Here is a 25235-nt window from a genome sequence, read left to right as displayed (position 1 = left end):
TCATAAAGACAAGTTGATGTTTTTTCTATACTCTAGCAGCATCCAGTTAGATAACCGATTAGGGTAAAGTTATGTTAGTTGTCGTTTCTCCAGCCAAAACACTTGATTACGAATCACCATTAGCGACGGAACGCTTTAGTCAGCCTGAGTTTGTTGAACACTCTGCTGAGCTGATTGAAGAGTGCCGCAAACTGACGCCAGTAGATATTTCTGCACTGATGAAAGTCAGCGATAAAATCGCAGGGTTGAACGTAGCGCGCTTTGAGCAGTGGAGCGAGACCTTTACCCAAGACAACGCACGCCAAGCAATCCTAGCCTTTAAAGGCGATGTATACACTGGCCTAGACGCTGAAACGCTATCGGATGAAGATTTTGACTACGCACAAGACCACCTGCGCATGCTTTCTGGGTTATATGGCTTGCTTAAGCCATTAGATTTGATGCAGCCATACCGCCTAGAGATGGGTACACGCTTAGCCAATGCTCGTGGTACTAACTTGTACCAGTTCTGGGGCAACATCATCACAGACAAGCTGAATGAAGCGTTGAATGCTCAAGGCGACAATGTGTTGATCAACTTGGCGTCTAACGAATACTTTAAAGCCGTGAAGCCGAAGAACTTGGATGGCCAAGTGATTACCCCTGTATTCAAAGACTGCAAGAACGGTCAGTACAAGGTGATCAGTTTCTACGCGAAGAAAGCGCGTGGCATGATGGCTCGCTACATCATCGAGAACAAGATCGACTCGGTTGAGGCGCTGACCCAGTTTGATACGGCGGGCTACTACTTCGTTGAAGAAGAGTCGAACGCGAAAGAGCTTGTCTTTAAGCGCGAAGAGCAAAACTAGTAGTCCTTGGCTAACGAGTAGCTCTCGGTTTTAGCCTGTAGTTAATATTAGAGACCGAGACAGGCCAGATAGAGAAAAGCCCCATGCAGCGAACTGCATGGGGCTTTTTTATTGAATCGTTGAAGCTGGTAGATTACTTCTTCTTTGCTGCTTTCTTTTTCTTCGCGATTTTTTTCTTCTTCGCGATTTTTTGTTTCTCTACCGCTTTCTTATCTTCTTTCTTCGGCTTCTTCTTCTTAGTCACGGCCGCTTTCTTATGCGTAGGGCGCATGCCTTCAATAAAGCGTTCTTTGATTGGTTCGTCTGTGTAACGAGCCACACGCTCAATCATTAGTTGATCGTGCGCTTCAATGATAGAAACCGCGTTACCTTTTTTACCAGCACGAGCAGTACGGCCAATACGGTGTAGGTATACGTCAGCAGTACGTGGCATGTCGTAGTTGATTACGTGGCTTACGTCTGGAAGGTCGATACCACGAGCAGCAACGTCAGTCGCTAGTAGTACGTTTACAGAGCCGTCACGGAAACGAGCAATCGCGTTGTTACGACGATCTTGAGGCATTTCACCTTGGATCCACGCACATGGAATTTGCGCGCTTTCAAGTTGAGCTCGTAGATCACCTAGACGATCACGCGTCTTCAAGAATACGATGCTGCGCTCAGCTTGCTCTGTGATGACGTGCTTTAGGATGTTCAGCTTGTGCTCTGCTGTGTCTGCACGGTGGTACCACTGAGTGATCTTCTTACGCTCACGAAGTGATGATTTCGCATCGATCTCCGCTGGGTTTTTCAGTAGATCTTCAGTGAAGCCTTCAATGCCTTTACCTTCTAGCGTTGCTGAGAACAGTAAAGTTTGTTTACGCCAGCGACACTCTGCAGACAGACGGTCAACAACAGGACCAAAGCCCATGTCTAGCATGCGGTCGGCTTCATCTAGAACCAGCCATTCAATCGCACGACAGTCAAAACGCTCGCCTTCAATGTATTCCATCAAACGGCCAGGTGTTGCTACTACGATATCTTGAGTGGTACTTAAGATATCTGCGTGCTCTTGGTACATCACACCGCCTGTGATCGTGAAGATATTTAGGCTGGTGTATTTAGCAAGCTCACGTGCTTGTTCGGTGATCTGCATTGCTAGCTCACGCGTTGGCGTCAGGATAAGCATACGTGCAGGGCCAGATTTCTTACGTGGGAAATCCAGTAGGTATTGCAGTGCTGGCAATACAAATGATGCTGTTTTACCAGTACCTGTTGGCGCAGAAGCCAAAACGTCTCTTCCATCTAACGCTTGTGGGATTGCTTCAGCTTGTATCTGTGTTGGACGTTCGTAGCCCATTTCGTCAATTGCTTTAAGCAGCTCTTGGTTTAGATCGAGTTCTGCAAAGGTTCTGATCACTGTTGTTTCTCCACAAGCAATAAATGTTTCTGCCTCAAAAAGCAGACGATAAAAAAGAGTAGTCGGACATTATAGAAGCATTAGTGATTAGGATCACATGGTATTTGCTACATCTTGAGATAAAAATCTTTAGTGAGCGCAATAAATGCTTCGCTATAACCACCTTGATGGTGAATTGTAAGCGATTCGCGCTGCAAATCTTGCTCGCAAGCAGGATCTTTAGATAACTCGAATAAAATTCGGCTAGCTGGCTTTTTATCTGTTGTTTTTACATCAAGGCGTTTTGCTAGATACCAACCACATTGCTCGGCAAGCTTGATAAAACCTTCCCCCTCAGGCGTCGGTAGGATGAAACTGGCAGTCGCGGCGTCGGTTGTTATCTCGAAACAACGCTGGGCAAGCGCTAAATGATCCAAGCTGTCGGTGTGCCTGGCGGTGGCTCTTTGGCTTTGCTGCGCCTGTTCTCCAGAGTTGAAGTAGGGCGGGTTACAGATGATCGCATCAAACCTTTGTGGAAAGTCGGCTGTTAACACGCTGCCGTGATCAAGGGAGATACGATTTTGCCAAGGCGACTGCTCAATATTGACAGTGGCAGCATCAATAGCGTGTTGATCAATATCTATCGCAGAGATTGAAGCATCTTCAAAACGCTGCGCAGCCATCAAAGCCAGCAGACCTGTCCCGGTTCCAATATCGAGTACACATGATCTTTGTGGCAGGCTTACCCACGCGCCAAGTAATACGCCATCGGTACTGACTGGCATACCGCTTTTCCCGCCGTAAATTGAGAATTGCTTAAAATTGAAGCTTTTAGTTTGCACTGTTTTGTCTTTCATTAATGTTCTGAGTATCGAGATATTTTAAGTGATTAGCTCTAATGTTAACCGCTTGTATGAATCAATGTTCTGTTTGGAAGAATATTGTTGTGCATTATGGTTAGTTTATAATTGTGGCTATTTTTCTATAGCTAGTGGAATCCACTGCTTTTTGTTCTCATATGCAAATTTATATGGTGTTTTTGTGTGGTGACTTGCAGCTAGCCAGTTGTTTCGTCATTATGCGCGACTATTTTATAGATTGATTGGCAGCTTTGAGCTGTAACATTCATGTAAGCACAACATAAATTCATAAATATAATTAAGGATTATCTGTGAAACAGAGTCTAAAACTAACAGATATAATGGCATTGGGCTTTATGCTTTTTGCGTTTTTCTTGGGTGCGGGTAACATCATCTTCCCACCTCTAGCTGGCCAATTAGCCGGTGATCACTTCCTTCCAGCGATGTCTGGTTTTCTGCTGACTGCCGTTGGTCTGCCGTTAATCACTATCGTCGCGGTTGCAGTGGCTGGTGGCTCTTGGGGTCACTTAACTAAAGATCTTCCTAAGAAAGCAGCAACCATCATGGCTGTACTGATCTTTATCATTATCGGTCCTGCATTTGCTGCACCGCGTACTGGCCTTGTTGCCTATGAGATGGCGGTGAAACCGTTCTTCATCGATGCCTCTCAAGCTCACCTAACTCTCTTTTCGATTGCATTTTTTGTAGTAGCGATGTTCTTCTCATGGTCGCAAGGTAAGCTTATTGACGTCATTGGTAAGGTACTAACACCTGCACTGTTCGTTGGTTTGGTTGTACTGGCGATCGCTGTATTCGTTAACCCTCAAGGCGACGTTCTTGCGGCTCACGGTGAGTACATCACTCAACCACTGACCAAAGGTTTCCTTGAAGGCTACAACACCATGGATACGTTTGCTTCTTTGATGTTTGGTATGCTGATTGTTGATGCGATTCGTAGCAAGGGCATTACGGACCGTGCAGCGACGACTAAGTACCTAATTAGCGCGGGTTGTATTGCCGCAGCGGGTCTGGCGTTTGTTTACATCTCTCTATTTTTCCTAGGCGCAACAAGTGCAACAGTCGCAGCTGGTGCAGACAATGGCGGTGCTATTTTAAGCCTATACGTTCAATCGTTGTTTGGTCCTTCTGGTCAGCTAGTGCTTTCTGTGATCGTACTATTAGCATGTCTAACTACGGCGATTGGCCTTGTGTCAGCATGTTCTGATTACTTCAGCTCGCTAACGCCTCTGTCTTACAAGACTTGGGTAATCATCAATGGTGTAGCTTGTGCAACCGTTGCGAACGTTGGTCTTTCTCAACTGATTTCTCTGTCTGTTCCAGTACTGTTTGCACTGTACCCAGTCGCTATCGCGTTGGTTGCTCTGACATTCTTGCGTAGCCGTTTCCCTAATCCAAAAGCGGCTTACCGCGTAGTGGTATTAGTGTCACTGCTGTTTGCTCTTATTGATGGCGCTAAAGTAGCGGGTGTAGACGTGTCTGCACTTAAGATGCTGCCACTGTTTGAGATCGGTATGGGTTGGTTGCTTCCAACAACGGCTGCAATCATCTGTATGTTCTTTGTTGGTAAATCAACAGAACAAGAGATGGCTGAAGAGACTGTTTAATCTTCCGTTGAGATTAGATTGTCCTTCGAGATGAAATAGAAAAGGCCTCATTACTTCGCAGTAATGAGGCCTTTTTATATCCAGCTAGTTACTTGGTTAGCTACTTAGCCGGGAGCACTTATGTTTGGTTATAGCTTTTCGCTGTACTCAACCAGTACTTGCTCAACCCAGCTTGCGATACGGTCGTCGCTTAGCTCGTATTGTGAATCTTCATCAAGCGCCAAACCAACGAATTGAGATTTGTCTTCCGTTAATGCTTTAGACGCTTCGAACTCGTAGCTGTCATCGTTTGGCCAGAAACCAACAAACTCTGCACCCGCGGTTTTCAGTTCATCATGCAATAGACCCATCGCATCTAGGAACCATTCGCCGTAGCCTTCTTGGTCACCCAAACCAAACAGAGCCACAACCTTGCCTTTCATAGGCGTGGTTGCGATGTCTTCCCACAGTTCATTCCAATCTTCTTGGATTTCACCGAAGTCCCAAGTCGAGATGCCCAGCAATAAAAGGTCGTAGTCCGCCATCAATGAAAGAGGGCTTTCTTTCACGTTATGGATATCAACTAGGTCTTCACCAATAATGCCGCGAATTTTCTCTGCTGCCATTTCTGTGTAGCAGGTGGTTGAGCCGTAAAATAATCCAATTTTCATAGCAAACGTTCGATTTTAATTTCAGATGGCGAATTCTAACCATAAATCGACTTCGATTGCAGCGATTATCCGCTCAAGTCGTAATTTTTATGGCATTCATATTTGCTCTGGCATACTCTCAAAACAGTTTCCAATATTGTGAGTAACACTATGCAGTCGCCTCAAGGGCAGAGCGCAGACCACGGTCTCGTTGAGCAGTTTTTAGATGCTATGTGGATGGAGCGAGGATTATCGGAGAATACGCTTGTCTCGTACCGTACCGATTTGTCCAAGTTATTAGCGTGGATGGAAAAGAACAATTACCGCCTCGACTTCATTAGCCTTTCAGGTTTACAGGATTATCAAGGCTGGTTAGCCGACGCCGATTTTAAGCAGACCTCTCGTGCCCGTATGTTGTCGGCGATTCGTCGCTTGTTCCAATATTTGCACCGCGAGAAAATCAGAGGCGATGATCCAAGTGCCTTGTTGATCAGCCCGAAGCTGCCGCAACGCTTGCCGAAAGATTTGAGCGAAGAACAGGTTGATGCTTTGCTCGATGCGCCAGATCCGAACGATCCGATTGAGCTTCGCGATAAGGCGATGCTTGAGTTACTCTATGCAACCGGTTTGCGTGTGACAGAACTGGTTAGCTTGACGATGGAAAACATCAGCCTAAGACAGGGCGTGGTGCGTGTTATTGGTAAGGGTGGCAAAGAGCGCTTAGTACCAATGGGCGAAAATGCGGTGGATTGGATAGAGACTTTTATTGAACAAGGTCGTCCACATCTACTTGGCGAAAACAGTTCTGATGTGGTTTTTCCGAGTAAACGCGCCAAGCAAATGACCCGTCAGACGTTCTGGTATCGTATTAAGCACTACTCGGTCGTCGCTGGTATCGACACAGAATTGTTGTCACCACACGTATTGAGACACGCTTTTGCGACGCATTTACTGAACTATGGCGCAGATCTCAGGGTCGTACAGATGTTACTTGGGCATAGTGACTTATCGACTACCCAAATTTATACTCACGTGGCGACTGAAAGGCTCAAGCAAATTCATGCGCAGCATCACCCACGTGCTTAAATCCATTTATTTTTAAGGTGAACTTAATGAGCGTATTACGCCGTCTTCCTCTACTAGCGCTTCCTCTTATGATTACTGCATGTAATGCATCAGAAGCGAAAGTAGAAACAACATCAACAGCCGTAGAAGCTGCTCCAGCTCAAGCTATTGATACAGCTGCGTTAACTAAGCGTTTTGAAAAAATCGGTATTAAGGTCGATAAGATTGTTCCTTCGGATATCGATGGTTTGTTAGAAGTTCAAACCAACAGCGGCATTATATTTTCTTCTCCAGAGGGCGATCACTTTCTAGCCGGTACACTTTACTCTTTAGATGAAAACGGTAAGTTCAGTGATGTTTTGGCTGAGCGTCAAGCTCCGCTGAATGCTGAAAAAGTCGCGGCGATGTCGGATACGGTTATTGAATACAAAGCCGATAACGAAAAGTATGTTGTGACGGTATTTACTGACATTACGTGTGGCTACTGTGTTCGTCTGCACAGCCAAATGCAGGGCTACAACGATCTGGGTATTACCGTTCGTTACATGGCTTACCCACGCCAAGGTGCGACAGGGCAAGTTGCCGATCAAATGGCAGCAATCTGGGCTTCAGATGATCCAAAAACAGCGATGCATGACGCTAAAGTAAATCGTCAAATGCCAGCGTCTGGTAAAGATCTAGCAGAGCAAAAGCAGATCATTGCTAAGCAGTACCAATTAGGTCGTGAGCTTGGCATCAATGGCACACCGGCTATCGTGCTAGCAAGTGGTGAGTTGGTGAGTGGTTACTTACCGCCAGCACAACTTCTTCAACGTTTAGAGCAATAATCTCGTTTTCTGTATTGCCAATTTATCCCCCATGTTTTTGATTTAAGGAGTGGCCTGATTGATATCGGGCCCATTTTTATATGATAGAGATCCAACGCCGTCCTGAGGTCGACATTTCAGTCTTACCTGCTCACTTACCTGACTTGTTAAAGCGCATTTATGTGAGTCGTGGAATCGACAGTGCCGACCAACTAGAGACAGCAGCGAAAGGCTTGCATTCTTATCAAAAACTGGGCGGCATTGATGCTGCGGTTGAGCTGTTGTTCAAAGCTATTCAGCAGCAAAAACGCATCATCATTGTTGGTGACTTTGATGCCGATGGCGCGACCAGCTCGGCGCTGTCTGTTTTAGCGTTACGTATGCTCGGCAGCTCTAACGTCGACTATCTGGTACCAAACCGTTTTGAAGATGGTTATGGCTTGAGCCCTGAGGTTGTTGAACAGGCAATCGAGCTTGGTGCTGAAGTGATCATGACGGTCGACAACGGTGTATCTTCAATTGAAGGTGTTCGCTTTGCTAAAGAGAAAGGGCTAGAGGTTCTGGTTACCGATCATCACTTGCCGGGCAATGAACTGCCAATGGTCGATGCTATGGTTAACCCAAACCTTGAAAGTTGTGCTTTTCCTTCGAAAGCCCTAGCGGGGGTTGGTGTCGCTTTTTACCTGATGATGGCATTGTGTGTTCACATGCGTAAATTGGGTTGGTTTGCAGAGCGCGGCATGACAGAACCTAAGTTGATGGAACTGATTGACCTTGTGGCGCTGGGTACGGTTGCCGACGTGGTTCCACTCGATGAAAACAACCGAATTTTAGTTCATCAAGGTTTGCAACGTATTCGTGCGGGTAAAGCTCGTCCGGGCATTCAAGCCTTGATCGAAATTGCTAAGCGAGACGCTAAGCGTTTGGTGGCGTCTGACTTTGGCTTTGCTCTTGGTCCTCGTATCAATGCAGCTGGTCGATTAGACGACATGTCTTTTGGTGTTGAGCTGCTAATGAGTAACAACATCCATGCGGCTCGTCGAATGGCGAGTGAGTTAGATGGCTTGAACCAAACACGTAAAGAGATCGAAGAGGGTATGAAGCAAGAAGCGATGGCTTTTTGTGAGCGCCTTGAATTTGGTAAAGACGACCTACCTTCTGGCTTGGCACTATTCCAACGTGATTGGCACCAAGGTGTGATTGGTATTTTGGCTTCGCGTATCAAAGACAAATACCACCGCCCAGTGATTGCGTTTGCAGATGGCGGCGAAGGCAGTATCAAAGGTTCATGTCGTTCAATTCCGGGTCTGCACATGCGTGATGCATTGGATCGAATTGATACTCGAAACCCTGGCTTGATTCTTAAATTTGGTGGCCACGCAATGGCGGCTGGTTTAACCATCATGGAAAAGGACTTTGAACGCTTCAGCAAGCTGTTCAATGATGTGGTGAAGAATGAACTTGGAGAAACAGCACTGAAGGGCATTATCTTGTCTGATGGTGAGCTGTTACCAGAAGAGTTCTCGATGCACACCGCTGAAACGCTGCGTTCAGGTGGCCCGTGGGGACAAGCTTTCCCTGAGCCAATCTTCGATGGTGAGTTTAAAGTGCTGCACCAAAAGCTGGTGGGTGAAAAGCACCTTAAGCTGATGCTTGAGCCGCTCTACAAAGGCCACCCAACCAATGTGATGATTGACGGTATTGCCTTTAACGTCGACCTACGTCGCTGGCCTGATGCATCAGTAAAAACCGTTCATCTTGCATTTAAGCTCGATATCAACGAATTTCGCGGCAACCAATCGTTGCAGCTGATGATTGATCATATCGAAGCCAAATAGTGATTTTGGGCTCAATAATGCTCATCATATAGTGCCAAATTCAACAAGCTCTGTTCAAAAACAGGGCTTGTTTTCCTTCCTGCCCTTACAAAATTTACGTGTTTTTTATGCCTGTCAATTTTATATCCCATTAAGTTGTTGAATCTTGGTTCACCACTCTAAAAAATTCTGTATCTCCGTCACACTTTTGAGTACAATTCTTCGGTTAAATTCTACTCATAAATGATGAGCTAAAATGTTTGAAATCAATCCTATAAAAAACCGTCTGCAGGATGTGTCTGAGCGCACAAATATCCTGAGGGGGTATCTTTGACTATGACGCTAAGAAAGAGCGTCTAGAAGAAGTAAACGCAGAATTAGAACAACCGGATGTATGGAACGAACCTGAGCGTGCTCAAGCGCTAGGTAAAGAACGTTCTGCATTGGAAGCGGTAGTAGAAACGATCGACCAACTTGACCAAGGTGTTGAGGATGTTGATGGCCTATTAGAGCTTGCGGTTGAAGAAGAAGATCAAGAAACGTTCGATGAAATTGAACCAGAACTGGCCGAGCTTGAAGCTAAGCTAGAGAAGCTGGAATTCCGTCGTATGTTCTCTGGTGATCACGATGCATCAGATTGCTACATCGATTTACAGTCAGGTTCGGGCGGTACAGAAGCTCAAGACTGGACTTCAATGATGTTGCGCATGTACTTACGTTGGGCAGATTCGAAAGGCTTCAAGACTGAAGTTATCGAAGTGTCGGATGGTGATGTTGCTGGCCTTAAAGGCGCAACGGTACGTATTTCTGGTGAGTATGCTTACGGTTGGTTACGCACAGAGACTGGTGTTCACCGTCTAGTTCGTAAGTCACCATTTGATTCAAGTGGTCGTCGTCATACTTCATTTGCATCTGCGTTTATCTATCCTGAGATTGATGACAACATTACGATCGACATTAATCCTTCTGACCTACGTATTGACGTATACCGTGCCTCTGGCGCTGGTGGTCAGCACGTAAACACCACGGAATCAGCGGTACGTATTACTCACGTTCCGACTAACACTGTGGTTCAGTGTCAGAATGACCGTTCGCAGCATAAGAACAAAGATCAAGCGATGAAGCAGCTACGTGCTAAGCTTTTTGAACTTGAGATTCAAAAACAAAATGCTGAAAAACAAGCGAGCGAAGAGACGAAATCAGACATCGGTTGGGGCAGTCAAATCCGCTCTTACGTGCTGGATGATTCTCGTATCAAAGATTTACGCACCGGCATCGAAAACCGTAATACTCAAGCGGTTCTTGACGGTGACTTAGACAAGTTTATTGAAGCTAGCCTGAAATCAGGTCTGTAAGCTTTATCAACTATTAAGCTTTACCAATAATATTGGTAAAAATGCCTATATTTGCAAAAATATAGCGGTCCAAATTTTAAAAGCAGGGTACATCTCTAATGACTGATGCTGTTCAAAACGAAAACGCACAAGAAGCTTCTTCACCTGAAGAGAACAAACTAATCGCTGAGCGCCGCAGCAAGCTGGATCACATCCGCCAAAACTGCAAAGCTAACGGTCACCCAAATGACTTCCGTCGTGAGCACCTAGCTGGCGATCTTCAAGCGGAATTCGGTGAGAAGACTAAGGAAGAGCTAGAAGAGCTTAACCACATCGTTGCGATCGCTGGTCGTGTTATGGCGAAGCGTGGTCCATTCCTTGCGATTCAAGAAACTTCTGGTCGTATCCAAGCATACGCAGCGAAAGACGTTCAAAAAGTACTGAAAGAGAAGTACCAAGGCCTAGATATCGGTGACATCATCGGTGTTAAAGGTGCGCTTCACAAATCAGGTAAAGGCGACCTTTACGTGAACATGGAAGAGTTTGAACTGCTGACTAAAGCACTTCGTCCTCTACCAGAGAAGTTCCACGGTCTAACTGATCAAGAAATGCGTTACCGTCAGCGTTACGTTGACCTAATCGTGAACGAAGATTCTCGCAATGCATTCATCGTGCGTTCTAAGCTTGTATCTTCAATCCGTAACTTCATGAGCGCGAAAGGCTACCTAGAAGTTGAAACGCCAATGATGCACGTGATCCCGGGTGGCGCAACTGCACGTCCGTTCATCACTCATCACAATGCACTAGACATCGACATGTACCTACGTGTTGCACCAGAGCTTTACCTTAAGCGTCTAGTGGTGGGTGGTTTTGACCGTGTATTCGAGATCAACCGTAACTTCCGTAACGAAGGTCTATCTCCACGTCACAACCCAGAATTCACAATGATGGAATTCTACCAAGCGTACTCTGACTACAAAGACCTTATGGATCTGACAGAAGAGATGCTAAGCACGGCAGCAATGGACGTTCTTGGTTCTACTTCTATGCCTTACGGTGACGAAACGGTTGAGTTCGGTGGCACTTACGCTCGCATGAGCATGTTCGATGCAATCAAACACTACAACCCTGAGCACGCTGAGATTCAAGCGCTAACAGAAGCAGACCTACAAGACCGTGAAAAGATGGTTGCTATCGCAAAATCTGTACACGTAGACGTAGAAACGTTCTGGACATGTGGTCAGCTTCTAGAAGAGATCTTTGGTGAAACGGCTGAGCCTCAGCTAATTCAACCAACGTTCATCACTGGCTACCCAGCGGACATCTCTCCTCTAGCTCGTCGTAGCGATGACAACCCGTTCTTCACAGACCGTTTTGAGTTCTTCATCGGTGGCCGTGAAGTTGCGAATGGTTTCTCTGAGCTTAACGATGCACAAGACCAAGACGAGCGTTTCAAAGCGCAAGTTAACGCGAAAGACGCGGGTGATGACGAAGCGATGTACTACGATGCAGACTACATTACTGCACTAGAGCACGGCCTACCGCCAACAGCGGGTCAAGGTATCGGTATCGACCGTCTAGCAATGCTATTTACAAACACGCACACAATCCGTGACGTGATCTTGTTCCCGGCAATGCGTCCACAGGCGTAATTCTCGCTTATAGGGCGTAACAGCCTATGTAATTAAAAAGCCACTGAAGAGTGGCTTTTTCTGTTTTGGGGCTTCAAAACCTAGTCTGTACCGCACTCTTGATTCGAAAAATCGTTATTTCTGACATAGTCTTACTATTGAGACATAAAATCTAAGATAGTCTCACTACTATACGTCTCTGCGCTGAATACGCTCTCGCGGCATTTTGTCGAACGATGAAGCAGTGACTCGTATTAGTCTGATTTAAATAAAAATAGAATAAGGAAGAAGGATGGGAACTCAATTTAAGATGGATTCCTTACCAGGTTCTCTTATCGTCGTTGGTGGTGCGTACGAACCCTGGTTATCAGTGTTAGAACAAGTGGGTTGGCAGTGTACCCAGTGTGCAGATTTACGAAAAGCCGATGCCTTGATTGCTGATATTGGCCCATGTATTGGTATTGTCGATCTTAGTCATGATGAGTTCAGTCTCAACGGTATTGCTAACCTTGTGAGCAATAACAAGCAGGTGAGATGGCTCGCCTTTATCCGTGAATCTCAATTAAGCTCTGATACGATCTGCCAGTTTATCGTCAACTTCTGTATCGACTTTTTCACGGCACCAATCCCAGATGCTCAATTGCTGAGTACCATTGGTCACCAACTGGGTATGCTTAAGCTTGAGCAGAAGGTATGGCCAAACTACGGCATCAATAACAACATGGGACTGCTAGGCGATTCTGTGGCCGTGAAGCGCTTGAGAGACCAAGTAAAGCGTATTGGGCCGACTGATGTCAGTATCTTGATTTATGGCGAGAGTGGAGCTGGTAAAGAGACGATTGCACGCTCGATTCATCAAAATTCGTCGCGAGCACAGAAACCATTTTTAACGGTTAACTGTCGTGCCTTGTCTGAAATGAGAATAGAGGCCGAGGTGTTTGGCATATCAGCACAGTCAGCGACTGCGCCTTGTATGTTGGAAGAAGCCGATGGCGGAACCATCTTGCTTAATGATGTTTTAGCGATGCCACGCAATCAACAACTGAACCTGTTGCGCTTTCTACAAGAAGGTAAGATTGAAACTGCGAATGGACCTAAATCTGTCGATGTGCGTATTCTGGCCGCGAACTCCTCTGATATCGAGAAGGCGTTGATCGAGGGCGACTTCAATGAAGAGCTTTATCACTATATCAATGTTCTGCGTATTCATGTTCCAAGCTTAAAAGAACGTGTGAGCGATATTTCAGTACTGGCGAATCATTTTCTGCGTGAGTACTCGAAAGAGTTTAATGCTCAAGCGAAGAGCTTCTCAGACGATGCTATCCGTTCGATGAATCGATACCATTGGCCTGGAAATGTGCGTGAGCTGATGAATCAGATTAAGCGTGTTGTGTTGATGTCTGATGCTGTGATCATTGAGGATCACCAACTGGATTTACCAAAACAGAATGATGAACGCCGAAGCTTGAAGAGTATTCGAGAGCGCTCAGAGCGCGATGCGTTACTGATTGTATTGGAATCTTACGGTGGTCAGGTTTCATTGGCGGCTAAGGAGCTCGGTGTATCACGAGCGACGATGTACCGCTTGCTGAATAAACACAGCCTAATCTCTGAAGGTGTTGTTTAGACTCTTCTCTACATGACTTTATTCAGTCACCGTAAATTAAAGGCCATGTATCTACGTGGCTTTTTTGTTTCTGAAGGGTAGTCCGTTGTTTTCTAGTTAGACCCTAAGAGAGATATGCTGTGATTTTATATAATCATAGTGAATATGTTATATGTAAATGAATATGCAACTAATATTTCAGGCGAATGCATTGTTTTAAAAATGTTAATCAATTGGCGGTTGAATAATATACTCACTTGGTTAGACTTTAACCGTTAAAGCAACGATTTAACAAAGACTTGTCTGCTTTTACTTCCCCATTTTTTTTGGATTTTTTAGTTAGCTTGGAGGCGCAAATGAAACATTTCGATTTTATACAGCATATTTGCGCGTCGTTTGATCCGTGTACTGACATGGTGACTGATATGTCACTCACATCAGCCATAGCCGATCGAAACACCCAAGATAAACCTAACTAATAGATCCGTATCCTTATTTGGCTGCGGAAAAATAGCAGCTAAGTGAGAAGCCCTCATACTATCTAACACGCTATTTTTCCTCAGTTGACTCAACAACTGGAGAGTTATTATGCGTCACTCAGTATATTTAAAATTAGCAACAGTCCTTATCCGTGCCGATCTTCGTCGTGAAGAGCGGGAATGGCAGCGAAAAGTACGTCGTAGTTCACTAGACCTACCTTGGCACAACACTCATTTGCTAAGAGATATTGGCCTTGAAGCCGATGGTCGTCCAATTGGTTTCTCTGAGCCTGAAGTTGTCACCATTGAACGTCGCGTTCGTCATCTTCGTCGTGTTCTTAGCGCGCGAATACCGACGTAATCTTTCGGGGTTGATCGCACCTTTCAACCCCCTAAATCATTGACGGTGATAGTTAGGTGTCAAAAGTGAGCGCTTTTGAACTAGAACTGGACAAAAAAGAGAAGCATTGGCTTCTCTTTTTTGTTTTTTTAATCGAGAAAAATCAACGTGCCCTAGTAAAGAAATAGAGTTCTACTAAGCTATAGAGAGCAAGGGAGGCCGGTTATGCAAAAGCATCAGTTAGACATGTGGTTACATGGAGAGCACAAAGACTCTTATCAAACACCCAAAGTGTACGTTATTGGCTGTTCTGATATTTCAGAATATCTATTGGCGGTGGAGTACAAACATAAGCTAGAACCGGTAAAGCAAGACGGCGAGCCGCTTCACTTTGGATCCTTGGATCAAGTGAAAGAGGAGTTACTCCGGCTCGGCTTTGAAAAGGCGTATCTTCGCTTACACAACGCCTATGATGAGTTTGGTAATGAGCCAAACCAAAGCTACTGTGATATTGAACTGGCGCTCAAACCTCATTAAGAGGCGTTGGTAGCGAGATATTGATTCTAATTCCAGACTGTTTTTTAACGCACTGATAGTTTTGGCTATCGAGGCTCGATTAAACGATCTATGCGTAATGTGTTGTCAGTAATTTATGGGTGAATTGAGTTCGCAGATAGAAACCACGTGGTTTAGTTTTGATAGGTTTTCCGCTTGCACCGTAAGCTTCCGTTAACACACGACTGTTAGCAGCCTTCGGACGTAAATGCAGTGCTTCACCGTGTCTTGCTGTTATCTGTTCAACATTGCCTAAAACGATCAACTCCATCAGCTCTTCCCAATCTCGCTTCAAGAGTTCGTCTTCAGCTTGGCTAGGTGTCCATAATAATGGGGATCCTACATGCCTCTCTGCTAGCGGGATCTCTCTTTCTCCCTCGACAGGGATCCACAACACCTTAGACAGCTTGTTTCGAACGTGGCTGGTTTCCCAAGTTATGCCTTGCACACCCATCAAAGGAGCAACACACACAAAGGTGGTTTCGAGTGGCTTGCCAGAGTAGCCAATCGGAATGCTTTTTAGCTCGATGCCTAGTTTGGCAAAATCTTGTTCTGGCTTACTGCCTGCAGGTGCACCCAAGTGCCATTCCAATAGCTGCCCAACCCAGCCTTTATCACGCTTAAGGTCGTTTGGCATCACCATCTCAGCTTCGTCAGCGAGCTCTTTAAAGGTCATTCCGGCGATGGCATACGCGCGCTCTAACAGCTCTTGTTGTGTTTGTGGTTCTGGTTTCATAATAAAAGGCATGATCAAAAAAATGATTTTATCAGAAGTTATCACCAAATGACGACTGGTTAAGAAATGATCTCCTTGCGAGAAAAGGGATCAAACACAGGGTTATCCACAGGACATAAAGGTAATTAATTGAAATATTAATTTAGTGGATAAATAAACAGGGGTTTGTGGTGGATAAAATGCTTGCCAAATGGGGTTCAAAATGAATCTTTCACTTAGTAGTGTGGATAAACATCGGAGTGGTTGATCTTTAACCATGGCAGGTTTCTGAAAGATCTTTTACACTTCTAATGTTTTTTAAAACTAGAATGTTATTTTAATTTACTGATTTATATAATAATAAAATTATTTTGACTGATTTGTTGTTTTTGGTGTTGATGAATCTATGGATTAAAAAAAACGATTGCGGGTAATTCTTCACATAGTTATTCACAGAAAAGGTGAATAAATGTGGTCTATGTCTCACTATTGTGTGGGTAACTAGAATTTGAGCAAAACTTATCCATATTCCTAGTTATTATTCATAAATATAGCGCTTATCACGTCACTAAGTTTGCTCCGATTGGGGATATGTGGAAAAATCAGAGTAATTAAAAATTTAGATAGAGGTTGGCCAGTGATAGATGGCGATGGTTACCGATTAAATGTTGGTATTGTAATCTGTAACAACCATGGTCAGGTCTTCTGGGCTAAACGATACGGGCAACATTCATGGCAATTCCCTCAAGGGGGAATAGATGAAGGTGAGACTCCGGAACAGGCAATGTACCGCGAGTTGTATGAAGAGGTTGGCCTTACTAAAAAGGATGTAAAGATCGTCGCGACAAGTCGTCATTGGTTACGCTACAAGCTACCCAAACGACTGGTTCGGTGGGATTCTAAACCTGTCTGTATTGGACAAAAACAGAAGTGGTTCCTTTTGCGCTTAGATTGCGATGAATCGCATATCAATATGCAGCGTGGAAGTACACCTGAGTTTGATGGTTGGCGTTGGGTGAGTTACTGGTACCCAGTTCGACAAGTTGTTTCTTTCAAGCGAGATGTTTACCGTCGAGCGATGAAAGAGTTCGCATCTTTAGCAATGCCGTTTAAAGAGCGAAAAATAAAAGGAAAGCGCAAATTGCGTAGAGGTTAAGCATGCTCAGTCAACTAAGGGAAATAGTTGAACACGTATCAAGAGTTGAAGATGTGTCGACGGCTCTTGATATTTTGGTTAAAGAGACATGCAGTGCGATGCAGACGGAATGTTGCACCGTGTATTTGGCAAATAATGATATGCAGCGCCTTGAGTTGATGGCAACTCAAGGCCTGATCTTCAAAGGCAATAGCATTCACATTGGTTTTGACGAAGGTCTGGTTGGCCTTGTTAAAAGAAGTGCTGAACCTATCAACCTTGCACAAGCGTCTGCTCACCCTGCTTATAAGTTTTTTCCAGAGCTTGGAGAAAACGTCTATCACTCTTTTCTCGGTACTCCGATTATCCACCGCAAGCAAGTGCTCGGTGTATTGGTCATTCAACAGAAGACCCCACGTTTATTTAGTGAGATGGAAGAATCCTTCCTTGTCACGCTCTCTGCACAACTTGCCGTTATTGTGGCGCACGCCCAAACTCAAGGCCATTGGCTGTTAGAGCAACAGAAGCTACCGGCTACTAAAGGTATTGCAGCTTCATCGGGCGTGGCGATTGGTGACTTATGGTGGGACAACACTCAGCCTGAACTCACCGATGTTTATCCTGCTTCGACGCTCAATATAGAGAGAGAGCATGAGTTGTTGGCGGTAGCGGTTGAAAACGCCCTCAATGACTTTAAGCGCATGCGAAAGCGCTTAGATAGTGAAATCAATAAAGACGCGCTGGCGATCTTTGATCTGTTTACTCACTTACTCAACGATCCAATGTTGCGTAAGGATCTAAAAAGCCAAATCCAGAAAGGCGATAAAGCCGATTGGGCATTAAGACAGGTTGTTGAGAGCTATTCGAACCGCTTTGCTCGTATGTCGGACGTGTATCTTCGTGAGAGAGCACAAGACATCCGAGAGCTCGGACAAAGGCTGCTCTATTTCCTCCACAACTCTGAACATGAACTTCGCACGTTAGATAAGCCGATTATCCTAGTGGTTCGTGAGTTAACCGCTTCGGTATTAGCGTCTATTCCCAAAGAAAAGCTCTTAGCGGTGATTTCCTTGGAAGGGGCGGCGAACTCGCACGCAGCGATTTTATCTCGAGCGCTTGGCATACCTTCCGTCATGGGGGTAAACCTCAACCTAGCTCAAGCTAATGGCAAGCGAGCGATTGTTGATGGGTATAGCGGTGAGATCTTTATTGAGCCGACTAAAAGCCTGCTCAAAGAGTATCGAGGGCTGATTCTAGAAGAGAGTGAGCTCTCCTCTATGGTCAATCGCGAGCTGTACCTACCGGCAAAAACGCAAGACAACAAGCAGGTCGAGATTCTGCTTAATGCGGGTTTAAGTGCAGACACTAACATCGCTATCAACCAAGGCGTTGATGGCGTAGGGCTGTATCGAACTGAAATTTCTTTCTTGTTGCAGCAAAGATTCCCGTCAGAGGATGAACAATTCAAGCAGTATCGTTCTGTACTGGCAAGCTACCCAGAGAAACAAGTGGTGATGCGTACACTCGATATCGGTGGTGATAAGGCCTTACCGTATTTTCCTATCGAAGAGGACAATCCATTCCTTGGTTGGCGTGGTATTCGGTTTACGCTCGATCATCCTGACATCTTTATTATTCAGTTACGTGCCATGCTACGTGCGAGCTGTGAAAGCCATAACTTGAGTATTTTGCTGCCGATGATCTCTGGTGCACAGGAGTTGGATGACGCGCTACAGTTGATTGAACAAGCGTATGATGAAGTGCATGAGCTTGATAACCGAGTGCGTATGCCTCGCGTTGGTATCATGATTGAAGTGCCATCCATGCTGTACATACTGCCGCTGATTGCGCATAAGGTCGACTTTGTTTCAGTCGGTACCAACGACTTAACCCAATATTTATTAGCGGTTGATCGGAACAATTCACGAGTATCCGATGTCTATGAATCAATGCACCCTGCGGTGATCATGGCATTAAAACAAATTCATGATACTTGTAAGCAATATCAATTACCTGTTTGTATTTGTGGCGAGTTAGCCGGTGACCCGATGGGCGCGCTGTTATTGATTGGATTGGGGTATGAGACGTTAAGTATGAATACCTCGAATGTCGCAAGAACCAAATATTTGATTCGTCAATCGAACTTGGCTGAATTACAGGATTTGGCAAATAAGGCACTTTCAAAACCGTATGGTAGTGACATCTATAGTATGATGCTGAACTATTTCGAAGAGCGTGAATTTACAGGCTTCATTCGAGCAGGTAAAAAATAGGATTTAACGTGTCATATGAACTGATAGGCTTGTTAGCGGGCCTTGGTGCTATTGTTGGTGTTTTAGCAGGCTTGCTAGGCATTGGTGGTGGTTTGCTGGTTGTTCCTGCCTTACTGTTTTTGCTTCCTAAAGCGGGTATCCCCCAAGAGTTTGCGATGCAAATGGCATTGGCTACTTCGCTATCAACCATCATCGTTACGTCGGGATCGTCTGCGATTAACCATCTAAAGTTGGGTAACGTAGAGATGTTTGTCGTTAAATGGTTGATGCCAGGTGTGGTGATAGGTGGCTTCCTCGGCTCTTTCGTGGCCGATGTAATTCCAGCTCAATACTTACCAAAAGTCTTTGGTGTGATTGTTTTGGTGTTGGCGTTGCAAATGCTATTGTCGATTCGCTCCAAGAGCCAAAAATCGATGCCGGGTTCAGCTAAAACCGTGTTGTGTGGCGGCGGGATTGGTTTGGTATCAAGCTTAGCGGGCATTGGCGGTGGGTCTTTATCGGTACCTTTCCTTAACCATCACGGTGTGGAAATGCGTAAAGCCGTCGGCTCATCTTCGGTATGCGGTTGTGTTATCGCGATTTCGGGAATGCTAGGTTTCATTTGGCATGGATCTTCTGTCGATGCTCTTCCTGCGTATAGCTTGGGTTATGTTTATCTACCGGCTTTGATCGCGATATCTTGTACCTCAGTTTTGACCACTCGAGTGGGTGCGAAACTGGCCACTCAATTGCCAACCCCTGTGCTGAAGAAATTCTTTGCGGTATTTTTAATGTTTATAGCAGCCACAATGCTGCTGTAGCGTCTTTTCTGTTAGTCATTGAGCTAACCGTTAATCAATTTAGATAGAGAGCCAAGTATGTCTCAGGGTTTTATCGAATTCCCAAATATCGATCCTGTTCTTATTGAACTAGGACCAATCTCAGTTCGTTGGTACGGCCTAATGTACCTTGTCGGTTTTATGTTTGCTCTTTGGTTAGCAAATCGCCGAGCTGATCAACCGGGTAGTGGTTGGACTCGAGAGCAAGTATCAGACTTACTGTTTGCTGGCTTTCTAGGTGTGGTGTTGGGTGGTCGTATTGGCTACGTACTTTTCTACAACTTTGACCTTTTCCTAGCAGACCCACTGTACCTATTTAAGGTATGGACTGGCGGTATGTCTTTCCACGGTGGCTTGCTGGGTGTTATCACCGCAATGTTCTGGTATGCGAAAAAGAATGGTCGCACCTTCTTTGGCGTGGCAGACATGATTGCACCACTCGTCCCATTTGGTTTAGGTATGGGCCGTCTAGGTAACTTCATGAACAGCGAGCTTTGGGGCCGTGTGACTGATGTGCCATGGGCGATTGTGTTCCCTAACGGTGGTCCACTTCCTCGTCACCCATCTCAACTTTACGAGATGGCGCTTGAAGGTATCGTGCTGTTCTTCATCTTGAACTGGTTTATCAAAAAGCCGCGTCCTCTTGGTTCTGTATCAGGGTTATTCCTAGCTGGATATGGTACATTCCGCTTCTTAGTAGAATACGTACGTGAACCTGATGCTCACCTAGGTTTGTTCGGTGGATTTATCTCTATGGGACAAATTTTGTCACTGCCAATGGTTATCATCGGTGTGCTGATGATGGTGTGGGCATACAAGCGTGGTCACTACAAAGACGAATTACCACAACAAACGAAGTAAGGAATTGGTGTGAAACAGTATTTAGATCTCTGTCAGCGTATCGTTGATGACGGTACTTGGATTGAAAATGAACGCACGGGCAAGCGTTGCCTAACCGTGATCAATGCTGACCTTGAATATGATGTTGGTAATAACCAATTCCCACTGGTAACAACGCGTAAGAGTTTTTGGAAAGCCGCAGTTGCTGAGCTGCTTGGCTATATCCGTGGTTACGACAATGCTGAAGATTTTCGTAAGCTAGGGACTAAAACTTGGGATGCGAATTCTAACCTGAATGAAGCATGGCTGAATAACCCTTACCGCAAGGGTGAAGATGACATGGGCCGTGTTTATGGCGTTCAAGGACGTGCATGGGCAAAACCTGACGGCGGTCATATCGACCAACTGAAGAAGATTGTTGATGATCTAACTAACGGTATTGATGACCGCGGCGAGATCTTAAACTTCTACAACCCAGGTGAGTTCCACATGGGATGTTTGCGTCCGTGTATGTACAGCCATCACTTCTCACTACTTGGTGATACTCTGTACCTAAACAGCACTCAGCGCTCTTGCGATGTACCCCTAGGCCTGAACTTCAACATGGTTCAAGTGTATGTCTTCCTAGCTATCATGGCGCAAATCACGGGTAAGAAAGCTGGCGTGGCTTACCATAAGCTAGTAAATGCTCATATTTACGAAGATCAACTTGCACCTATGCGTGATATCCAGTTAAAGCGTGAGCCGTTAGCTGGCCCAACATTCCATATCAATCCTCAGATTAAGTCTCTAGAAGATTTGGAAACATGGGTAACGATGGATGACTTCTGGGTTGAAGGTTACGAATGCCACGAAGCGATTAAGTACCCATTCTCGGTTTAATCTCACTCGCTTTGTTTGATTGAAAGGCTGCCTCTGTGCAGCCTTTTTTGTATCTAAGTTACAGTGACGAGTAATCGAGATTCGAAGAGCAGAGAAATCATATGCTGTGTGATGCTTTATGTTACTCGTATACTCTCAACGCGCATTGGCTCTTTCTCTTCGATACTCGCTTACACGCATCTCGAATCTTTTTTCGATTCATCATTCCCTAGACTGACGAAGGAAGGAGTTGGGAGTCTCTTTCGTGGTGTGTTTGTGGGATTCCCTATCACGCTCGTTCCTCGCTGTAGGGAATGACGGAAATATATAGATGCGGGTAAACGAGATGCGGGATACGAAGAGCTAGAACGGACTTCTTTGGTGAGTAATGCTTACCTTACCGATTTACTCTTATATCGTATCAGTTTCAGCTCTTGTCACAAGCTTACTCATATCTCGAATTTGATTTTAGCTCTTCGTTACTCGTTTACCCGAATCCCGTATCTGCTCTTAAAAAGAAAAAGCCCGCAACCTAGGAGGTAGCGGGCTTTGCTATAAGCGATGTTTATTTTGCTATTAAGCGGTAAGAGCTAACACGCTACCAGGCAGTACAAGGAATACCGCAACAAGGTAACCAGCCACTACAGCTTTGTTCTTCACAGCCATGTCTGAAATCATGTCTGCCGCTTTAACTGGAAGTTCACGTAGGAACGGGATACCGAAGATGAATACCGTTGACATGATGTTGAACACCAAGTGTACTAGAGCAATTTGTAGTGCGAATACTGCGAACTCACCAGACACTGCTGTAGCTGCAAGTAGAGCCGTAATACATGTACCGATGTTTGCACCCAGAGTGAATGGGTAAACGTCACGTACTTTAAGAACACCTGAACCTACTAGTGGAACCATCAAGCTTGTTGTCGTAGAAGAAGACTGAACAAGGATAGTCACGATAGAGCCAGAAGCGATACCGTGGATTGGACCACGACCGATTGCGTTCTTTAGAATCTCACGAGCACGACCAACCATTAGGCTCTTCATCAGCTTACCCATTACAGTAATAGCTACGAAGATAGTTGCGATACCTAGAGCGATAAGCATGATGCCGCCAACAGTGTCGCCAAACGTTGATAGTGGTTCTTTAATCGCACTTACAACAGGCTTAGTGATTGGCTTGATGAAGTTAAGACCACCCATGCTCATATCACCTGTTGCTAGCATCGGTGATACTAACCAGTGAGAAATTTTCTCTAGAATTCCAAACGCCATCTCTAGTGGTAGGAAGATAGCAACGGCTAATAGGTTAAAGAAGTCGTGGATTGTCGCACTTGCGAATGCACGTTTGAACTCTTCTTTACAACGAACGTGACCAAGGCTAACTAGCGTATTGGTTACCGTAGTACCAATGTTAGCACCCATGATCATAGGAATTGCTAGCTCAACAGGTAAACCACCTGCCACAAGGCCAACGATAATTGAAGTAACTGTACTTGATGATTGAATAAGCGCTGTTGCTACTAAACCAATCATTAAGCCTGCAACTGGGTGTGAAGCAAATTCGAAAAGAACCTTTGCTTGCTCGCCTGTTGCCCATTTGAAGCCTGTACCAACCATTGAAACTGAAAGTAATAGTAGGTAAAGCATGAATGCCAAGTTAGCCCAGCGTAGCCAACGAGTAGTGCTCGAGATAGGCGCTGCTGCAGTAGTAGCTTGGTTCATAATGTTTTCTCCATTGGACCGTTTAAGTCTGTGTTTGGTCTGTTTGTTTAATCTGAGCGTGATGTTAGAGGGTAAATATTTCAGTAATATTACATTTTGGTTTAGGTGCGACTTTTTTGTGATGATTTACTCTTTAAATATTCCAATTGCTAATGTGGTTGTTTTAAGTTGTTGTTTTAAATTGTTTTTTAATGGAAATTCTATAGGTGATATAGATCTTAAAAGTTAGAAAAAAATTGAAAATAATCGATGAAATATTACATTATGAAATCATACACTTCGAAAAAATAAGTGGTAAATCTATGTTTGGTTAGGTTTTTCCGAGTTTGTTGAGTGGCGGTGTCATATTTGATATAAAAGGGTATCTACTCTTTTATTTCGGCACATCTATGTCGCATCTCAACTACAACCATCTGTATTACTTCTGGATGGTTTGCAAGCAAGGCTCTGTTACTAAAGCTGCAGAAGCCCTATTCCTAACACCACAAACGGTAACGGGGCAGATAAAAGCCTTAGAAGAACGCATGGATGGCAAGTTGACCAAGCGTAATGGCCGAAGTGTTGAGCCTACAGAGCTTGGGCAACTGGTCTTTAAATATGCCGATCGTATGTTTGGCCTGAGTTACGAGATGCTGGACATCGTGAATTACAGCCAGCACTCCAATATTCTGTTTGATGTTGGCGTCGCGGATGCGCTCTCTAAAAGACTCGTCAGTAAGATACTGATGTCGACCATCCCTCCAGATAACAGCATTCACTTGCGCTGTTTTGAATCGACCCATGAAATGCTACTTGAGCAACTCTCTCAACATAAGCTCGATATGATTTTGTCTGACTGTCCGGTGGACTCTAGTCAAAGCCCGGGCCTGTTCAGTAAAAAGCTGGGTGAGAGTGGAATGAGCTTTTTTAGTTCAGGTCAGGTTGAAGGGGTTAATTTCCCTGCTGTATTGGAGCAAAGAAAGCTTTTGATCCCTGGCAGCCGAACCTCAATGGGTCGTAAAGTGCTGCAATGGTTTGATAGACAAGGGCTTAAGCCAGATATTTTAGGTGAGTTTGATGATGCCGCATTGATGAAGGCTTTTGCTCGTTACCATCATGACGTAATATTTTTAGCACCGACGATTTATATGTCTGAAGTGGAAGACGACACATCACTGCAACTATTAGGCGGTATTGAAGAGTTAAAAGAGGAGTACTACGTCATATTTGCTGAGAGGATGATCCAACATCCAGCAGTAAAAAACGTATGTGACGCAGATTTTAGCAAATTGTTCGAGTGAGATAGTTTGTTAATGAATTGATATCGATTATCATAACTCCGCAATATGCCGGAAATACTGATAGCCCGTAGTTGGCGTAAAGGTTGTAGGGAGCCAAACTATGAACTTAAAAGAGATGGAGAAGAACTCAGCACAAGCTGTGATTCTACTCAAAGCCATGGCTAACGAGCGTCGCTTACAGATTTTGTGCCTATTACATGGCACTGAACTGTCGGTTGGGGAGTTGTGCGGCAAGTTGGAACTGAGTCAGTCTGCTTTATCTCAACATCTTGCTTGGTTGAGAAGAGATGGTTTGGTCGAAACTCGCAAAGAAGCTCAAACTGTGTATTACACATTGAGTAGTGAAGAAGTAAAAGCGATGATTAACCTACTGCATGGTATTTACTGCAAGTAGCTTATTGCTGGTGGGAGGGGGATTTCTTATCAGCGATAGAATGACACAAGGAAGTGTTAGCATTTCACATTGAACGTTAGTGTTTACCTATCTATCTACCTATCTACGTACCAATTTGCTTCTCTATTTATTTTTCTGATTGTTTGTTTTATCTATCTGCTTAAATTGTTTATCGGTCAGAAAAACGGCTGTTAGCACGTAAAATAAAAGGTTCATCGCGGATT

The 25235-nt window shown here is 44.8% G+C and carries 22 protein-coding genes; 17 read left to right on the top strand and 5 right to left on the bottom strand.

Annotated elements, in window-relative coordinates; genetic code table 11:
- Window positions 1-71: 71 nt before the first annotated feature.
- Complete coding sequence (yaaA, locus tag AB4138_RS00110; RefSeq protein ID WP_017059322.1) at window positions 72-848, top strand: peroxide stress protein YaaA; 777 nt, start codon at window positions 72-74, stop codon at window positions 846-848.
- 133 nt (window positions 849-981) lie between these two features.
- On the opposite strand, the gene srmB is transcribed toward yaaA, so the two are convergent.
- Window positions 982-2247, bottom strand: a complete 1266-nt coding sequence (gene srmB, locus AB4138_RS00105; protein WP_017059323.1) for an ATP-dependent RNA helicase SrmB — start codon at window positions 2245-2247, stop codon at window positions 982-984.
- 107 nt (window positions 2248-2354) lie between these two features.
- On the bottom strand, window positions 2355-3083 hold the full coding sequence (locus AB4138_RS00100; RefSeq protein WP_017059324.1) for a tRNA1(Val) (adenine(37)-N6)-methyltransferase: 729 nt from the start codon (window positions 3081-3083) through the stop codon (window positions 2355-2357).
- Between the two features lie 314 nt (window positions 3084-3397).
- Here AB4138_RS00100 and brnQ point away from each other — a divergent pair, with 314 nt between their 5' ends.
- Entirely contained in the window at window positions 3398-4711 is a 1314-nt protein-coding gene (gene brnQ / locus AB4138_RS00095; protein ID WP_136973918.1) for a branched-chain amino acid transport system II carrier protein, read from the top strand.
- A 128-nt stretch (window positions 4712-4839) separates the two neighbouring features.
- Here the strand turns inward: brnQ and fldB are convergent, their stop codons facing one another.
- Window positions 4840-5361: a flavodoxin FldB gene (gene fldB / locus AB4138_RS00090; RefSeq protein WP_017062875.1), complete on the bottom strand. Its 522-nt coding sequence runs from the start codon at window positions 5359-5361 to the stop codon at window positions 4840-4842.
- Window positions 5362-5511: 150 nt separating this feature from the next.
- Between fldB and xerD the strand changes: the two genes are divergently transcribed.
- From xerD to AB4138_RS00050, 8 genes are all read left to right on the top strand, one after another.
- A complete protein-coding gene (gene xerD / locus AB4138_RS00085) occupies window positions 5512-6426 on the top strand; it encodes a site-specific tyrosine recombinase XerD (protein ID WP_017059327.1) in 915 nt (304 codons plus the stop codon).
- Between the two features lie 26 nt (window positions 6427-6452).
- On the top strand, window positions 6453-7232 hold the full coding sequence (locus tag AB4138_RS00080) for a thioredoxin fold domain-containing protein (protein ID WP_017062874.1): 780 nt from the start codon (window positions 6453-6455) through the stop codon (window positions 7230-7232).
- Between the two features lie 80 nt (window positions 7233-7312).
- Entirely contained in the window at window positions 7313-9049 is a 1737-nt protein-coding gene (recJ, locus tag AB4138_RS00075; RefSeq protein ID WP_136978412.1) for a single-stranded-DNA-specific exonuclease RecJ, read from the top strand.
- A gap of 235 nt (window positions 9050-9284) precedes the next feature.
- Window positions 9285-10383, top strand: a protein-coding gene (gene prfB, locus AB4138_RS00070; RefSeq protein ID WP_100208942.1) for a peptide chain release factor 2 whose coding sequence is annotated in 2 segments (ribosomal slippage) — window positions 9285-9359 and window positions 9361-10383 — 1098 coding nt in all. Because the reading frame shifts where the segments join, the coding sequence is not laid out codon by codon here.
- Between the two features lie 98 nt (window positions 10384-10481).
- A complete protein-coding gene (gene lysS, locus AB4138_RS00065) occupies window positions 10482-12014 on the top strand; it encodes a lysine--tRNA ligase (RefSeq protein ID WP_017059330.1) in 1533 nt (510 codons plus the stop codon).
- A gap of 271 nt (window positions 12015-12285) precedes the next feature.
- Window positions 12286-13620 carry a cyclic-di-GMP-binding transcriptional regulator VpsR gene (gene vpsR, locus AB4138_RS00060; RefSeq protein ID WP_017062873.1) on the top strand — a complete coding sequence of 445 codons (1335 nt, stop codon included), beginning with the start codon at window positions 12286-12288 and terminating at the stop codon, window positions 13618-13620.
- A 567-nt stretch (window positions 13621-14187) separates the two neighbouring features.
- Window positions 14188-14439 (top strand): hypothetical protein, encoded by a 252-nt coding sequence (locus tag AB4138_RS00055; RefSeq protein WP_008224444.1) that lies wholly within the window; start codon window positions 14188-14190, stop codon window positions 14437-14439.
- Window positions 14440-14643: 204 nt separating this feature from the next.
- Window positions 14644-14955, top strand: coding sequence for a DUF6482 family protein (locus AB4138_RS00050; protein ID WP_009848433.1), 312 nt, complete (start codon window positions 14644-14646; stop codon window positions 14953-14955).
- Window positions 14956-15043: 88 nt separating this feature from the next.
- Here AB4138_RS00050 and mutH read toward each other — a convergent pair whose 3' ends face one another.
- Window positions 15044-15709, bottom strand: coding sequence for a DNA mismatch repair endonuclease MutH (gene mutH / locus AB4138_RS00045; RefSeq protein WP_048606845.1), 666 nt, complete (start codon window positions 15707-15709; stop codon window positions 15044-15046).
- A 616-nt stretch (window positions 15710-16325) separates the two neighbouring features.
- Here mutH and rppH point away from each other — a divergent pair.
- Genes rppH through AB4138_RS00020 form a run of 5 tightly spaced genes read left to right on the top strand, consistent with a single transcriptional unit; the run spans window position 16326 to window position 21636 of the window.
- Window positions 16326-16844: an RNA pyrophosphohydrolase gene (gene rppH / locus AB4138_RS00040; RefSeq protein WP_017059335.1), complete on the top strand. Its 519-nt coding sequence runs from the start codon at window positions 16326-16328 to the stop codon at window positions 16842-16844.
- A gap of 2 nt (window positions 16845-16846) precedes the next feature.
- Window positions 16847-19096, top strand: coding sequence for a phosphoenolpyruvate--protein phosphotransferase (gene ptsP, locus AB4138_RS00035; RefSeq protein WP_017059336.1), 2250 nt, complete (start codon window positions 16847-16849; stop codon window positions 19094-19096).
- A gap of 8 nt (window positions 19097-19104) precedes the next feature.
- Window positions 19105-19896 (top strand): sulfite exporter TauE/SafE family protein, encoded by a 792-nt coding sequence (locus AB4138_RS00030; RefSeq protein ID WP_372112594.1) that lies wholly within the window; start codon window positions 19105-19107, stop codon window positions 19894-19896.
- A 57-nt stretch (window positions 19897-19953) separates the two neighbouring features.
- The gene (lgt, locus tag AB4138_RS00025) at window positions 19954-20775 is read left to right on the top strand and encodes a prolipoprotein diacylglyceryl transferase (protein ID WP_017059338.1); all 822 of its coding nucleotides are present in this window, start codon (window positions 19954-19956) and stop codon (window positions 20773-20775) included.
- Between the two features lie 9 nt (window positions 20776-20784).
- The gene (locus AB4138_RS00020; protein WP_017059339.1) at window positions 20785-21636 is read left to right on the top strand and encodes a thymidylate synthase; all 852 of its coding nucleotides are present in this window, start codon (window positions 20785-20787) and stop codon (window positions 21634-21636) included.
- Window positions 21637-22191: 555 nt separating this feature from the next.
- Here AB4138_RS00020 and AB4138_RS00015 read toward each other — a convergent pair.
- Window positions 22192-23337, bottom strand: coding sequence for a Na/Pi symporter (locus tag AB4138_RS00015; RefSeq protein WP_017059340.1), 1146 nt, complete (start codon window positions 23335-23337; stop codon window positions 22192-22194).
- A 389-nt stretch (window positions 23338-23726) separates the two neighbouring features.
- On the opposite strand from AB4138_RS00015, the gene nhaR reads away from it, so the two are divergent.
- Both nhaR and AB4138_RS00005 read left to right on the top strand, forming a co-directional pair.
- The gene (gene nhaR / locus AB4138_RS00010; RefSeq protein WP_017059341.1) at window positions 23727-24617 is read left to right on the top strand and encodes a transcriptional activator NhaR; all 891 of its coding nucleotides are present in this window, start codon (window positions 23727-23729) and stop codon (window positions 24615-24617) included.
- 100 nt (window positions 24618-24717) lie between these two features.
- Window positions 24718-25011 (top strand): metalloregulator ArsR/SmtB family transcription factor, encoded by a 294-nt coding sequence (locus tag AB4138_RS00005; RefSeq protein ID WP_004735028.1) that lies wholly within the window; start codon window positions 24718-24720, stop codon window positions 25009-25011.
- Window positions 25012-25235: the final 224 nt, after the last annotated feature.

It is taken from the genome of Vibrio sp. 10N.286.52.C3, from assembly GCF_041468865.1.
GTDB lineage: Bacteria > Pseudomonadota > Gammaproteobacteria > Enterobacterales > Vibrionaceae > Vibrio > Vibrio crassostreae_C.
The sequence above is the reverse complement of the archived record's forward strand: the minus strand, read 5'-3'. Positions and strand labels throughout refer to the sequence as shown.

Excerpts from the sequence above, each read along its gene's own strand:
- vpsR (WP_017062873.1), top strand. The coding sequence starts at position 12,286 with ATGGGAACTCAATTTAAGATGGATTCCTTACCAGGTTCTCTTATCGTC.
- AB4138_RS00100 (WP_017059324.1), bottom strand. The coding sequence starts at position 3,083 with ATGAAAGACAAAACAGTGCAAACTAAAAGCTTCAATTTTAAGCAATTC.
- yaaA (WP_017059322.1), top strand. The coding sequence starts at position 72 with ATGTTAGTTGTCGTTTCTCCAGCCAAAACACTTGATTACGAATCACCA.
- ptsP (WP_017059336.1), top strand. The coding sequence starts at position 16,847 with ATGCTCAGTCAACTAAGGGAAATAGTTGAACACGTATCAAGAGTTGAA.
- xerD (WP_017059327.1), top strand. The coding sequence starts at position 5,512 with ATGCAGTCGCCTCAAGGGCAGAGCGCAGACCACGGTCTCGTTGAGCAG.
- AB4138_RS00015 (WP_017059340.1), bottom strand. The coding sequence starts at position 23,337 with ATGAACCAAGCTACTACTGCAGCAGCGCCTATCTCGAGCACTACTCGT.
- AB4138_RS00080 (WP_017062874.1), top strand. The coding sequence starts at position 6,453 with ATGAGCGTATTACGCCGTCTTCCTCTACTAGCGCTTCCTCTTATGATT.
- fldB (WP_017062875.1), bottom strand. The coding sequence starts at position 5,361 with ATGAAAATTGGATTATTTTACGGCTCAACCACCTGCTACACAGAAATG.
- nhaR (WP_017059341.1), top strand. The coding sequence starts at position 23,727 with ATGTCGCATCTCAACTACAACCATCTGTATTACTTCTGGATGGTTTGC.
- AB4138_RS00055 (WP_008224444.1), top strand. The coding sequence starts at position 14,188 with ATGCGTCACTCAGTATATTTAAAATTAGCAACAGTCCTTATCCGTGCC.
- lysS (WP_017059330.1), top strand. The coding sequence starts at position 10,482 with ATGACTGATGCTGTTCAAAACGAAAACGCACAAGAAGCTTCTTCACCT.
- mutH (WP_048606845.1), bottom strand. The coding sequence starts at position 15,709 with ATGAAACCAGAACCACAAACACAACAAGAGCTGTTAGAGCGCGCGTAT.
- recJ (WP_136978412.1), top strand. The coding sequence starts at position 7,313 with ATGATAGAGATCCAACGCCGTCCTGAGGTCGACATTTCAGTCTTACCT.
- AB4138_RS00005 (WP_004735028.1), top strand. The coding sequence starts at position 24,718 with ATGAACTTAAAAGAGATGGAGAAGAACTCAGCACAAGCTGTGATTCTA.
- AB4138_RS00050 (WP_009848433.1), top strand. The coding sequence starts at position 14,644 with ATGCAAAAGCATCAGTTAGACATGTGGTTACATGGAGAGCACAAAGAC.
- lgt (WP_017059338.1), top strand. The coding sequence starts at position 19,954 with ATGTCTCAGGGTTTTATCGAATTCCCAAATATCGATCCTGTTCTTATT.